This window comes from Streptomyces cinereoruber (assembly GCF_009299385.1).
Classification (GTDB): Bacteria; Actinomycetota; Actinomycetes; order Streptomycetales; family Streptomycetaceae; genus Streptomyces; species Streptomyces bikiniensis.
The window spans coordinates 6590044-6602362 of record NZ_CP023693.1; the positions used below are offsets into that span (position 1 = coordinate 6590044).

The window sequence follows — 12319 nt, forward strand, 5'->3', positions numbered from 1 at the left end:
CGGACAGGACGACCGTCCTGCCCGGCCGGAGCGTCGGCACGACGCAGCCCAGGGGTTCTCCTCGCGCGGGGCGACGCCCGGCGGACGAGAACGTCGACGGGACGGGCCGTCAGGTGCGGTTGAGCTTCCTCGAACAGTCCGCAAGCGGTCGCGACCGCAAGGGTTCCTCCCCGTCGTGCGGAGCGAGGGGCCCGGCGTCCCACCCGTCCGCGGGGCGGGCCCCGTCATCCCGGCTTCGCGCCCCGCGCACCGGCCACCACATCCCTCGGCCCAGCAGTGCCGCGGCCGCCGGGACGAGCAGGAGCGACAGGACGAAGGAGGACAGGAGGATGCCCAGGGCCGTGGCGAAGCCCAGCTGGCGGGTGGAGGCGTCCGCGTTCACCGCGAGGCTGCCGAAGGAGGCCGCCAGGACCACACCGGCCGTGGCGACGGCCGGCGCCGTGTGCCGTACCGCGCGGGCCACGGCGGCACGGGCGGGGCCTCCGTGGGCCATCTCCTCACGCAGGCGGTCGCTGACGAGGATGTTGTAGTCGGTGCCCAGCGCCACGACGAACAGGAACAGCACCAACGGCAGGACGAAGTTCACCCCCGGCTCACCGCCGATGTGCTGGAAGACCAGGGCGGAGGCACCGAACGTCGCCGCGAAGCACAGTCCGACCGAGAGCATCAGCACCACCGGGGCCGCCAGGCTGCGCAGCAGCACCACCAGGATCAGCGCGATCAGTGCCGCGGCCACCGGGAACACCGTCCGGAGGTCCCGGTCGACCGCGGTCGCCACGTCGGCGAACACGGCCGCGGTGCCTCCCACGTGTGCGCTGGTACCGGTCGGCGTCGCCTCCCGTACGGCCTGGCGCACGGGCCCCGTCACGAGATCCCGGGCGCGCTGGGACTGGGCGTCCACCGTCAGATAGGCGTCCAGCCGGGCGGCGGTGCGGTCGGCGTCGAGCACGGGGGCGGCCACCTCTCCCACTCCGGCCACCCCGGAGAGAGCCCGACGCAGGACGTCAAGGCCGGCGGGGTCCAGGGTCCGGCCGTCGTCGGCGGTGACGTACACCGTCGTCGGGTCGGACACCCCCGCCGGCAGGGCGTCGGAGATCTCCCGCGCCGTCGCGGCGGCCGCCGTGTCGTGCGGGGTGCCGCCGGTCCCGAAGTCCATGCGGACGCCCACCGTGCCGACCGCGAGCGCGCCGAGGAGGGCGACCGACGCCACGAGCACCAGCAGCGGACGGCGCGCCACCAGTTCGCCGGTGCGGGCGGCCGGGCCGGTCCGCTCGGCCTTCGAGAGGATCCGCGAGGGCCAGAACATCTTCCGGCCGGTCACCGCCAGCAACGCCGGCATCAGGGTCAGGCTCGCCACCAGCATCACCAGGACCGACACCGCCACCGAGGGGCCGAGGACCCGGAACTGCCCGAACGTGGCCACACCGAGCGTCGCGAAGGCCGCCACGATCGTCAGCGCCGCCGAGGTCACCGCCGTGCCCACCCGTCCGGCCACGTCCGCGGCCACCAGGCGGTGGTGTTCCTCCGGGCGCCGCCGCAGCTCCTCGCGGAAGCGGAACAGCAGGAAGAGGAAGTAGTCCACGCCGATGCCGATCAACACGGTGCCGATCATGCCCGGGGTGCCCGGGTCCAGTTCCAGACCGGTCAGGAGGGCGGCTCCCACGACCGTGCCGGTGGCGGCGCCGCCCACCACGGACACCGCGAACAGGGGGACGAAGGCGGCCAGGACGCTGCGGAACACCAGCACGTTGATCAGCACGATCAGTCCGACCATCACGAGGCCGACCACCGTCTGCGTGGTCTTCTCCGCGTCGGCGCGGTCCACCACGTCCGCCAGGCCCCCGGTGAACCCCGTGCGCAGCCCGACCTCACCGAACTCCTGCTCGGCCCGGTCGTGGAAGACCCGGTACACGGACTGCATGCCGGGATCGGTGGAGTTGCCCCGCAGCCGTGCGCCGAGCAGCGCGAACGACCTGTCGGGGGCGGTCGTCACCAGCGCCACGCGAGGGGCCTGGGAGTAGTCCTCGGAGAGCCCCCGTATCTGTTCGTCCGTCCACGGCATCTCCACGCGCGTGGCGCTCAGTTCGCGCGCCACGCCCTCCACGCGTTCCCTGTCCGCGTCCTCCAGCGGCCTGCCGTCGCGCCGCGCCACCAGCACCGTCACCGTGTCGGCGTCGGGCTCCGCGCCGAACTCCTCCCGGGCGATCCGCAGCGCCGCTGCCGCGTCGTACTCCGCGGGCAGGAAACCGGCGCTGTCGGTGTGCGTCACGCGGAAGACGAGAGCCTGGCCCATGATCGTCACGAAGACGCCGACCACCGCCCACACGACGATGACCCGCCACGGTCTGCGGGTCGAGAAACCGGTCAGGGCACGAATCACGGGAGTCCTCCGGGAAGGGTACGGGTGAGGGGGCCGCAGGACCGTGGACGTCCGGGGCGGCGCCCCGTGCCGGGGCGTTCCGGCACGTGTCCAGCACATCAGCGGCGCACGGCCCGCACCTCGGAGCCGGGGACGAGAAACCCACTGGGAGCACGGGCCCGCACCGTCCGGCCACTGGGAGCCTGCTCCCGGTCACAACTCCCTCCCGCTCCCGACGCCACGGCCCCGGCGCACCGGCACCATGGGAGACTCGGGGGACGAACCGCAGGTCATGGGCCGCTGCGGCGGCCCCGGGAAAGCATGGATGCGCAGGGGAGGCGGGGATGGGGCGGCGCGCGGACGGAACGCGCCCCGGTCGGGCGCGGGGCCGGGCGAGCACGTCCGGCGCCGGGCTTCCGGACGGCGCGAGCGGGACGGTCTCCGGCGGAGCCGGGACGGGGAGCCGACGCGGAAGGCCGGGATTGTGGAGCCGGCACGACGGACTCGTCGCCGCCGGTGCCGCGGCCGTCGACCTCGTGGGCTTCACCTTCACCAGCCAGACGGACCGGGGCCACGTGCCGGTGGCCGGGTGCCTGGTCGTGGTCGCCGCCTCGCTGTTCCTGCTGGCGCGCCGACGCGCGCCCCTGTGCGTCCTCGCGTGCGTCCTCGCGGTGAACCTGTCGCTCAACTGGTTCAGCCCCGTGGGCCAGCACTACGGGGCGGCCACCGTCGTCGCCCTCTACACCGCCGTACGTCACCACAGCGCCGCGGTCGGCGCGGCGGCCGTCGCCGGCTGCGTCGCGGTGCTCCAGTTCGTCCACCCGGGACTGCCCGCGCCCTCCCTGACGGACTTCGTCCCCAACGTCGTGTCCGCGCTGTTCGTGGCCGGCGCCGCCGTCGTGGTCGGCCGTTGGCAGCGCAACGCCGAGGCCCAGCGGCGGCTGCTCGCCGAGCGGGCCGTCTCCGACGAACGGCGCCGCATCGCCCGGGAACTGCACGACATCGTCGCCCACCACCTGACCACGATGCAGCTGCTCGCCGGAGGCGCCCGGGCCAACCTGGACCGCTCGCCGGAGGCAGCCCGCGAGGCACTCGTCACCCTCGAGGGCTCCGGTCGCACCGCCCTGCGCGAGATGCGCCACCTCCTCGACGTGCTACGGGCCGGCGACGAGAACGACGAGGGCGAGGCGACGGCGCCGCAGCCCGGCATCGGCGACCTCGACCGCATCGTCGGGGACAGTCGCCGCGCGGGCCTTCCCACCACCCTCACCACGGACGGCGATCCGCGGTCGCTTCCGCCCGGTGTCGCACTCACCGTCTTCCGCATCGTCCAGGAGGCCCTCACCAACGCCCGCAGGCACGCGGGCGACGGTGCGCACGTCGACGTGCGGCTCACCTTCGCCGTCCAGGAGGTGCGGGTCGCCGTCACCGACGACGGTCCGCGTTCCGGCCGTCCCGTCGCACGCGGCGCGGGTCACGGACTCATGGGGATGCGTGAACGCGTCGCCCTCCACGGCGGCACCCTGCGGGCCGGGCCGGAGGGCGCGGGATTCGCCGTCCGGGCCCGGCTGCCCCTGCCCGCCGACCGTCAGGAGGCGTACGCGTGAGCGCGACCGTGAAGGTCCTCATCGCCGACGACCAGCCGCTCGTCCGCCGCGGCCTCGCCCTGATGCTCGCCCCCGAACCGGGTTTCCAGGTCGTGGCCGAGGCCGCGGACGGCGCCGAGGCGGTCCGCCTCGCCCACGAGCACCGGCCCGACGTGATCGTCATGGACATCCGCATGCCGGTCCTGGACGGCATCGCCGCCACCGAGCGGCTCACCGCCGAGTTGCCGGACTGCCGGGTCCTGGCCCTGAGCACCTTCGACATGGACGAACACGTCGTGGGTGCCCTGAGGGCCGGGGCGTGCGGCTTCCTGCCCAAGGACATCTCGCCCGAGGACCTCGTCGCCGCCCTGCGCGTGGTCCGCGACGGCGAGGCGATCCTCGCACCGAGACTCCTGACCCGACTCATCTCCCGGCACGTCAGGGCCCCGGACCGCCGGGCCGTGCCCCCGGCACCCTCCGGAGCCGAGGGGCTCACGCCGCGGGAGCGGGAGGTGTGGCGGCTGATCGCCGACGGCTCGGACAACACGGAGATAGCCGACCGGCTCGGTCTGAGCGCCTCCACCGTGAAGAACCACATCACCGCCCTCTTCGCCAAGCTGCGGGTCCGCGACCGGGCCCAGGCGGTCATCGCCGCCTACGAGACGGGCCTGGTGACGGCACGACGAGAGCCGTGAGCCCACCGGCCCGGCACGAGGACCCGTACGCGCACGTACGCGGTCCACACCGCTGACTGCAACCGGGCGGCAGAGCGGGCCGAAGAACCGGGTCGTCGGCCGGACGGCTACCGTACGGGTTGTCCTTGCGGAGGTTGGTGGACACCGGCAAAGACAACCCCGACCGCCAGGTGCGGTTGAGCTTCCCCGGACAGCCCGGAGCCGGTGGTGCGAGGGGCGTCGTCGCTGCCGTCGGCAGCAGTCGGGCAGGGCCGTTCGCTCCGCGAGTGTGCGGTGTGACGGCCCGCGCGTTCTTCTTCTTGTCATGGTGTTGCACCGGAGGGGCGGGCTGTGGCCTATGTTGGGGAGATGACTACCGGGATGGCGTCGCGCCGCGCACGGATCGGTGACCCGGTGCTCCGCTGAGCGCCGTACGGCCCTGTGCGGGCCCGCTGTTCGGTCGAGGTCCTCGCGCCGCCGCGCGGGCCCCGCCCCCCGTCGTGTTGACCACAGGATCGAAACGTCGATCACGACAGGAGACTTCATGCCCATCAAGACGCTGCGGATTCCCACTGCGGACGGCCACGCCGACGCGTTCGCCGCTTTGCCCGAGGGCGGCGGACGGCACCCGGGGGTGCTGATGTACACGGACGGCTTCGGCATCCGGCCCGTGCTGAGGGAGATGGCCCGCGAACTGGCCGGGCACGGGTACTACGTGCTCGTCCCCAACATCTTCCACCGGCACGGCCCGACTCCGGTGATCGAGCTTCCCGAGCACATCGGAGACGAGACCCGGCCCGCCGTCTTCGCCCAGCTGATGCCGATGATCGAGGCACACACCACGGAACGCGCCCTGAGCGACGCCGACGCCTACCTCGCGTTCCTCGAAGCTCAGCCCGAGGTCGGCGCCGGGCCGGTCGGGGTGACCGGCTACTGCATCGGCGGCCTCCTGGCGACACGTACCGCCGCGGCCCACCCCGGCCAGGTGGCCGCCCTCGCCGCGTTCCACGGACCGGTGGCGATCGACGGGCCCGACGGCTTCTCGAAGATCACCGCCGAGGTCCACTTCGGCCACGCCGAGAGCGACTTGACGCCCGAGGCCCTCGGCAAGCTCAACCGGGCCCTGGACGTCGCGGGCGTCAGCCACACCTCCGAGATCTACCCCGGCACCGCCCATGGCTTCACCATGGCCGACACCGACGCTTTCAGCGCCTCCGGGCTGAAGCGCCATTGGGACAGCCTGCTCCCCCTTCTGCGCCGCGCCCTGGGCAGCGGCTGAGAATCCCGCGCGGAGGACGGACCCGACGTACACGGCTCCGGGCGGCGCTGCCGGGCCGTACGCCTCGGGCAGGAGGCCGGCTCCCGGAAGGTCTCCCGGCGGGTCCTGCCTGGCCCGTACGGGGCACGAAAGCGATCCGTTTCGCAGTCCGGAGGCGCGGAAGGGCGACGCTCGTGGTGCTGTCGGGACGTGCGGGTGCGGACGCTGGGAGGCGACGATGACGGACGAGCGGATCGGGCTGGCCGAGGTGCTGGCCGCTGCCGAGGACGCCTCGCCGGTGGCCTCGCTCGACGTGGTGGCGCGCAACCTGCGGGAACGGTTCGGCGCACGGTACGTGTCGTTCCTGGTCCTGGACGTCGTCGGCCGGAAGGTGGTGCGGGTCACCGAGGAGACCGAGACGCGGCAGGGCCGCCGCGCCGATCGGATCCCGCCGGCCGGCAGCGTCCACGAAGAGGTCCTGCGCACCCAGAAGTCGATCCGGGGCGAGGACGGGGGCGACGGGCGGCGGGTTCTCGTCCCGGTCACCAACCGCGGCGACGCCATCGGCATCCTGGAGCTGCCCCTGTCCGAGGTCACCGACGACGTCCTGGAGCAGGTGGAGTGGGTGGCGCACGCGCTGGCCTACATCGTCGTCACCGACCGCCGCTTCACCGACCGCCGCTTCACCGACCTCCACCACTGGGGCCGGCGCACCACCCCGGTCGCCCTGGCCGCCGAGATCCAGCGCCGGCTCCTGCCCTCCGCCTCCTCCGTGGAGGAGGCCGAGTTCGCCCTCGCCTGCGCGCTGGTCCCCGCCGACGGCGTCGCCGGCGACACCTACGACTACGCCCTCGACCAGGACACCCTGCACCTGTCGATCACCGATGCCATGGGCCACGACGTCGACGCCTCCCTCATGGCCACCCTCCTGGTCAACGCCTCCCGCGGCGCCCGCCGCACTGGGCTCGGCGAGGCCCTGAAGGAAGCCATCCCGAGCGGCGCCCCCCATGCCGGTCCGTGACCTATGCCCGGCCGGGGCGATCGAATCTCGGGTCCCGCTCGACTTCCTCCTCGTTCGGCTTCCACTCAGGGCAGAAGTCCGGGTGTGCGACATATGCCGCAACAAGGTGGCGGAGTGGGAACGCAGTCACGGAGAGCGCAACCATGGCGGGGCCGTGAACCATGAAGTCTTCGTGTCCCGCGTCCTGCTGCATCCTCTCCACGAAACGCAGGACCCCCCGCTTGGCGGCGACATCGGCGAGAACCCTGTCCTTCAGCCCTCCGGTGTCCTCGGCCGCGCCGGGCCTCACGGCCTCTGCCGCAGCTTCGTCCTCGTCGATGCGAGCCCGGAGGAAATGCGCCAGGCCCGCCACTTCATCACTTCTCATCGATGATCCCCCTCGGTGGACAGCTGAAGAGGGCATCATGCCGGACAGGTCTGACAGGGCTGCTTCCCCAACGCCGGAGGGGGAGCGGAGCGGCCGACCGGTGATGCGGACGAGCCGCTTCGGCAGGGCCGTTCCGCAGTGGACCCCTCCTGAGGAGCTGTGGGCCTACCACCTCTCCTTCGGCGGTTCACCCCGGGACGGGCGCGGGTGCGCGGTGTGGCCGTGCAACCGATAGACCATCTCGTCCGGTGCCGACAGCATGCGTGAACTGCGCCAGGCCGCGTCGAACGGCGTGCCGGGGCGCGCTCGTTGCAGACGGCGTGCCCGCCAACTGGTGACGGGGTCGAGGACCAGTCGCCACAGTGTCAGCTTCACCTCTCTCATCCTGCGCTGCGCAGATGGTTCTTTCCGGTCTGCTGAGCGGCTTCCGCCGGATTTGCTTCCTCTTGCGTGAGGGCGGCGAGGGCGTCGTGCAGGACGTGAAGCACCCGGTTCTGCATCTCGGCGTCGGTGAAGCCCCGGCCCACCTGCTCCCACTGCTCCAGGAGTGGCCGCCACCATTCCTCGGACGCGGCCACTGACCGGGCCACGCGTTGCCAGTCCGCCACCTGCCGGGGGTCCAGGGGGTCGGTGCTCCGTTCGATGCGGTCCAGGAGCAGCAAGGAGGGGTGTTCGTACAGTTCGGCCCTGAGGAAGCGCAGCCGGCGCACCCGTTCCTCGTCCTCCTGCCGCTGCGCCAGGATCCGGTGGGAAGCAGCCGTCAACCGCAGATCGGCATGGACGCGCACGAGGCGGTAGTGGGCCGTGCGGAAGCGGTGCGGTTCGCCGAGCACGGCGTTCACCGTGTCCTGCGCGGTCTGTACGTCGGTGGCCGGCAGGCGCGCCAGGACGTTCGCGGCGTCGGTGACGGTGCGCTCCCGTACCCATTCCTCGATGTTCGGCCGACTGCGCCGGGTCGGCCTCCAGGTGATGGTGAAGGTGGCCTCGAAAGGCACCCCTAAGGTCGCACTCGGCAGCTGCCGCGGAGCGGGGCAACGAGTGGTCCGCGCGGCCGGGGACCAGAATCGCCTCATGCCGGATCCTCCGATTCCCCGATGCTGATCAGGGGGCGGAACCGCTTGTCCACGAGCTGCCGGTAGAAGTCCGCCCCGGCGTTCTCTCCGTCGGTCGTGCGAACCTCCTTGAGCGCCTGCATCAGGTCCATGGACGCCTGGAACATCCGGTGCCCGCGCAGCACGGGAACGAGTCGGGCGACCACCTCGTCGTAGGCGCTCGGGTCGGAGACGGACGCCGCGATCCAGGAGGAGAGGCGGGGGATGACGTCCGGGGCCGTGCTCACGTCACCGAGAAGGTCCCGGAGCGCACGGTCCACGTCGATGCCGAGATTCTCGCCGTCCGTCATCAGGCGGGGGAGCGGCTTCTGGGGAATCGACATCAGGGCCAGGAAGGCGAGGCCCCCGGCGCGACTGCTCGCCTTCGCGTCCTGCCACGCCTGTACCTCCTCCGCGAGCCGTTCGACGCCGCCGGGCTGTCCCGACAATTCGGTGAACACCTCCAGGACGGCGTTCCCGATGTCCTCCGCGGGCGACGCGTGAACGACGCGACGCAGCCGGACCATGGCCATCTTGGCCATCGAGGCGGTCGCCTCCCGGTCGTTCAGGACGCGCCGGCAGATGGCGACGACCGAACCGGCGAACTCCTGAGTGCCCGCCCACCGGTACAGCGTGCCCCACGCCCGTCGGCCGATGTGTTCGTCGCGCACGGCCCGGAGCATCACGGCCGGCAACAGATCGCTCTTCGCTCCGCGCGCGACGCTGCCGAGCAGACCGAGGTGCTCGGTTCCTCCCTGACGCAGGACGAGAGCGGAGACGGCGTCGACGGAGTACGCGGCGGCGGAGGCCCCTCCGTCCTTGACCAGCCACTGCAGGAGGGGCCGGCGCATCACCTCGTAGTTGTCCCATACGTAGGTGAGCACCGCCTTCCCGTAACCGGGCCGGTCGAAGACGACCGCGTCATGGGAATCGACGGAACCGCCCACGTCGATGACGCGGCGGCGCAGCCCGCGGCCGGCGAAGACGGCCTGGGCGCCGGAGCCGAGCGCGGTACGCCCGGAGTCGGTCGAGGCGATGGTCTCCTGCAACGCGCGTGCCGACTGCGCGATGTCCGGGAGGGGCGAAGACTGGCGGGCTGCCAGCGACAGCAGCAGACAGCGGTCGTCGAAGGTGAGGGACGCGTCCTTCCCGGCGTGAACGGTCGCCCTCTCGCCGAAGAGACCGTCGAGCTTGTCGCGCCAGTCCGACAGGGCGTCCGTGATCCGCCCCGCGAGCTCGCTGTCGGACGCCACCGTGTGCGGGTCAGAGACGGCGACGGCGGTACGGGTGACGCGCTCGTACTCCTGCCACGCGGTGACGACGGCGCCGGCGGCGCGCACCGCCTCGACCGCGTCGAGCCCGCCGAGCGACACCCTCGCCGGGTCCAGGGCGTCCAGGTAGGGAATCAGCCCCGCACAGTCACGTGCGCGCAGATGAGCCTCGACGACCTGACGGGCGGGCGGCGGGGCATGCAGACGCACGACCTGCACGTGCGGTCCGGGCAGGGACGGCATGTGGTCGTAGAGTTCCTCCGCCACGGTGATGACCAGGTAGGAATCGCATGCTTCGAGGTCCTGTGCGTGCCGGTCCAGAGCTGAGACGAAGTCGGCCGACGGGCGATCGCGGTCGGGGTCCTTGAGGTCGAGCTGGAAGGCGACCCGCTCTGCCAGCGGCAGCCTTCCGACCCTGGGAGCGGTCCAGTCCGCGTCCAGTTTCACGAGGCCGATGTGGGGACCGGTGTGGCGTGCCAGGAGCTGGAGGGCGAAGGTGGTGGAGCCGTAGGAACCCGGTGCGACGATCAGGAGAGCGCGCTGGTTCGGACGTGACGTCGCCGGGTCGACCACCTTGTCCCAGACGTCGTTCCACTCGTCGTCGCGTACGAATGGCTGCCGACGGATGTCGTCCCGGTCGAGGCGGGCTCCGTCCAGCACGTCACGTGTGCGTTTCTCGATGTGGAGGTTGCTGACGGTGTGGGCCACGACATCGGCCTGCTGGATCGCCACGGGCGCGGTGGGGGAGGGCAGTACGACCTCGGGCGGCACCGGTGCGGACCGCCACGCGACCGTCCCGACCGGGGGCGGGGGCGGGGGAGCGGACGGGGGCGAGGAGGCGATCGTTTCGGGACCCCTGGTGGAAGCAGGCTTCGGCGTTCCCTCCCGCCGGGGGAACCAGGAGCGGTTCTCCGCGGGAGGGGCGGGTGGAGCGGTGGGAGGCGTCCGGAACTCGTCCGGGTCGGAAGCGGAGCGCACGGGATCGTCGGACATGCGGGTGGAGGTCCTTGTCTCGTCAGGGCTGAGGGGAGTGGTGACGGGCGGGGTCAGCGGCCGCGGCGGTCGATGCGCAGGTACTCGATGTCGTGCGCCACGGTCGTGTCGTGCATCTCCCCGTTGAACTGGAAGGTCGGAGCGGGCCCGTGAACGTCTCGAACCGGTGTGGAGGCCCGGCCGGACGGCTGGGTGGATCCGGGTTCCGGAGCCGCGACCGGATCCACCGTCCACGCTGCCGGAGGGGCTACAGCCGAGAGGTAGGGCGCGAGCAGTTGCGGGACCAGACGCGGTACGTAGAGGTGGCAGGGCTCGGCGAAATGGGGCTTGTCCCGGACGTGGGCCGTGGTGGCCAGGAACTGCCTCTCGGGCAGCTCCGGGGTGCGGCCGGCGCGTACGGTGCGTCGGAAGGCGGGGTCCGACACGGCGGCCGCGAGAAAGCCGTCGTGCTCGCGGGCGGCGGACAAGGCGGTGCGCAGGGCCGTGCTGTTCAGCAGCCGGCACACGTCGTTGATGGCGTCCCCGCGATGATCGGGCTGGGACAGGGGCCCGACGTGGACGGCGACGCGCAGTCTCATCGGCGGAGATGCCGCGAGGCGCTCACGGTCGTAGCGGACGAGGGCGGAGTGCAGATGTCCGAGCAGCGGGTCGACCAGCAGGGCCACGTCCTCGGCGGGCAGTACGAGGATGGCTCCGTCCCCGGTGTCCTTGAAGGCGGGGTCGTCGGTGGGAGGTGGCTTGAGCCCGCTCTGGGCGAGGGCGGTGGCGAGCACGAGGTCCAGGTCCGAGCGCACCGACGCCATGCGGGCTTCCGGGACGCGGCTGTAATCCTGCATGTCCACTGTCAGCAGGGCCCGCTCCGGTGGGACGGCGGAAGAGGGAACGAGAGGGGAGGGCACGGTGGGACCCGCCTTTCGGGTGCGGCGACGATCGGGAAGGCCCCATGCTGAAACGGCGGAGGCTTCGCCGGTGCCCAGCAGTGGGCACCGGCACCGTAAGGTCGATCACGTCGTGTGGCGCGCGTCCTGCTCGATGGCGTGGATGTCGTGGATGACCAGTCCCCCGCCGGCTTCCGTCTCCAGCCATCCGCGCTCTCGCCACGGCTTGATGGCCGAGCCCACGGCGTTTCGGGACGCCCCGATCATTTGGGAAAGCTCTACCTGGGTGAGCCGGACGCTCGGCTCGCCGGAGGCCTGCGATCCCGCCCGCACCAGTCGGCCGAGAGCCCCGGCGAGACGGAGCGGGACATCGGCGGTGGCGAACTCCAGCCGTACCGCCTCGGACTCCCTCACACGGGTGATCGCATGGCGCAGAAGCGGAGCGAGCAGGCCGTGTTCTTCGACGAAGAGGAGGAAGCTGGAGGCGGGAATGAGGTGAACGCGACAGCGTTCGGCGGCGATCACCGTGGCCGACCGGGGCTTCTCGTCCAGTACGGCGAGTTCGCCGAGCAGTTCTCCCGGTCCCCGGACCGCCAGCAGTGTGCGTTCGCCCTCCGCGCCCGACAAGGTCACGAGAGTCGACCCGGAGTCCAGCAGGATCACATGGGTCGCCGGATCTCCTTGACGCAGGAGCACGCTGCGGGCAGGGCGCAGATGGCCCGGAGCGAGCTCGCACATCGCGGTCCAGAGGTGGTCTCCGATGAGCGCACGGTGTGGCTGGTACATGTCCCCCCAAAGCGATGTGACCAAAAGTCACAACA

The 12319-nt window shown here is 72.0% G+C and carries 9 protein-coding genes and 1 pseudogene; 4 read left to right on the top strand and 6 right to left on the bottom strand.

Annotated elements, in window-relative coordinates; translation table 11 throughout:
• Positions 1 to 109: 109 nt before the first annotated feature.
• On the bottom strand, positions 110 to 2380 hold the full coding sequence (locus CP977_RS29745) for an MMPL family transporter (RefSeq protein ID WP_152371105.1): 2271 nt from the start codon (positions 2378 to 2380) through the stop codon (positions 110 to 112).
• A 461-nt stretch (positions 2381 to 2841) separates the two neighbouring features.
• Between CP977_RS29745 and CP977_RS29750 the strand changes: the two genes are divergently transcribed.
• The 4 genes and pseudogenes from CP977_RS29750 to CP977_RS29765 all read left to right on the top strand — a co-directional run.
• Entirely contained in the window at positions 2842 to 3966 is a 1125-nt protein-coding gene (locus CP977_RS29750; protein WP_062750564.1) for a sensor histidine kinase, read from the top strand.
• Complete coding sequence (locus CP977_RS29755) at positions 3963 to 4640, top strand: response regulator (RefSeq protein ID WP_062750562.1); 678 nt, start codon at positions 3963 to 3965, stop codon at positions 4638 to 4640. The genes CP977_RS29750 and CP977_RS29755 overlap by 4 nt, the downstream gene beginning before the upstream one ends.
• A gap of 523 nt (positions 4641 to 5163) precedes the next feature.
• Positions 5164 to 5898, top strand: coding sequence for a dienelactone hydrolase family protein (locus CP977_RS29760; RefSeq protein WP_152371107.1), 735 nt, complete (start codon positions 5164 to 5166; stop codon positions 5896 to 5898).
• A gap of 217 nt (positions 5899 to 6115) precedes the next feature.
• Positions 6116 to 6865: pseudogene (locus CP977_RS29765) on the top strand (serine/threonine-protein phosphatase); the annotation flags it as partial.
• A 34-nt stretch (positions 6866 to 6899) separates the two neighbouring features.
• On the opposite strand, the gene CP977_RS29770 reads toward CP977_RS29765, so the two are convergent.
• The 5 genes from CP977_RS29770 to CP977_RS29795 all read right to left on the bottom strand — a co-directional run bounded on the left by CP977_RS29770 (position 6900) and on the right by CP977_RS29795 (position 12284).
• On the bottom strand, positions 6900 to 7265 hold the full coding sequence (locus tag CP977_RS29770) for a DUF6221 family protein (RefSeq protein ID WP_152371108.1): 366 nt from the start codon (positions 7263 to 7265) through the stop codon (positions 6900 to 6902).
• Between the two features lie 380 nt (positions 7266 to 7645).
• The gene (locus CP977_RS29780) at positions 7646 to 8260 is read right to left on the bottom strand and encodes a hypothetical protein (RefSeq protein ID WP_062750555.1); all 615 of its coding nucleotides are present in this window, start codon (positions 8258 to 8260) and stop codon (positions 7646 to 7648) included.
• 74 nt (positions 8261 to 8334) lie between these two features.
• Positions 8335 to 10620 carry a hypothetical protein gene (locus tag CP977_RS29785; protein ID WP_152371109.1) on the bottom strand — a complete coding sequence of 762 codons (2286 nt, stop codon included), beginning with the start codon at positions 10618 to 10620 and terminating at the stop codon, positions 8335 to 8337.
• 53 nt (positions 10621 to 10673) lie between these two features.
• Entirely contained in the window at positions 10674 to 11456 is a 783-nt protein-coding gene (locus tag CP977_RS29790) for a hypothetical protein (RefSeq protein ID WP_208421189.1), read from the bottom strand.
• Between the two features lie 168 nt (positions 11457 to 11624).
• A complete protein-coding gene (locus tag CP977_RS29795; RefSeq protein WP_152371110.1) occupies positions 11625 to 12284 on the bottom strand; it encodes a Crp/Fnr family transcriptional regulator in 660 nt (219 codons plus the stop codon).
• Positions 12285 to 12319: the final 35 nt, after the last annotated feature.

Bases quoted from the DNA above. Each gene is read 5' to 3' on its own strand.
- CP977_RS29760 (WP_152371107.1), top strand. From the start codon at position 5,164: ATGCCCATCAAGACGCTGCGGATTCCCACTGCGGACGGCCACGCCGAC.
- CP977_RS29770 (WP_152371108.1), bottom strand. From the start codon at position 7,265: ATGAGAAGTGATGAAGTGGCGGGCCTGGCGCATTTCCTCCGGGCTCGC.
- CP977_RS29785 (WP_152371109.1), bottom strand. From the start codon at position 10,620: ATGTCCGACGATCCCGTGCGCTCCGCTTCCGACCCGGACGAGTTCCGG.
- CP977_RS29790 (WP_208421189.1), bottom strand. From the start codon at position 11,456: ATGCAGGATTACAGCCGCGTCCCGGAAGCCCGCATGGCGTCGGTGCGC.
- CP977_RS29795 (WP_152371110.1), bottom strand. From the start codon at position 12,284: ATGTACCAGCCACACCGTGCGCTCATCGGAGACCACCTCTGGACCGCG.